This window comes from Mesorhizobium sp. M7D.F.Ca.US.004.03.1.1 (assembly GCF_003998635.1).
GTDB classification, from domain to species: domain Bacteria; phylum Pseudomonadota; class Alphaproteobacteria; order Rhizobiales; family Rhizobiaceae; genus Mesorhizobium; species Mesorhizobium loti.
The window spans coordinates 1-437 of the sequence record NZ_RZQG01001812.1 but is presented as its reverse complement, the minus strand read 5'-3'; the positions used below and the strand labels follow the sequence as shown (position 1 = coordinate 437).

The 437-nt window shown below is 59.0% G+C and carries 1 pseudogene; it reads right to left on the bottom strand.

Annotation, left to right across the window (positions count from 1 at the left end):
* Nucleotides 1–37: 37 nt before the first annotated feature.
* A pseudogene (locus EN935_RS40170) lies at nt 38–437 on the bottom strand (hypothetical protein); the annotation flags it as partial.

Sequence of the window (437 nt, the reverse complement as noted above, 5' to 3'; positions counted from 1 at the left end):
ATTATAATGCTTTATAATCGTTGTGACTATAAGGATGTCAAGCCCGCGCAAGCGGCAATTTTGTCCCGGCCACGGGCCGCTCGTCGAGAATGTCGTGGCGGAAGCGGTAGAGCTGCGCCGGCCGGCCGCCGGCTTCGGCGGTCGTCTTCCCGGTCTTCTCAACCAGTTCCTGCTGTTCTATGAGCCGGCGAAAGTTTGGTTTGTTGATCAGCCTGCCGGAGAGTGCTTCCACGGTTCGCTGCAGCTGCAAGAGTGTAAATAGGGGCGGCATCAGTTCGAACACGACGGGCCGGTATTTGATTTTGGAGCGCAACCGCGTCATAGCCGTTGCCAGGATGCGGCGGTGGTCGGCGATCATGGATTTGCCTGGAACCGCAGTGGGTGCGGCTGAATGTCCGCCGCGTATGGCTTCCTCCACCAGCGCTGCCTCGTAGAGA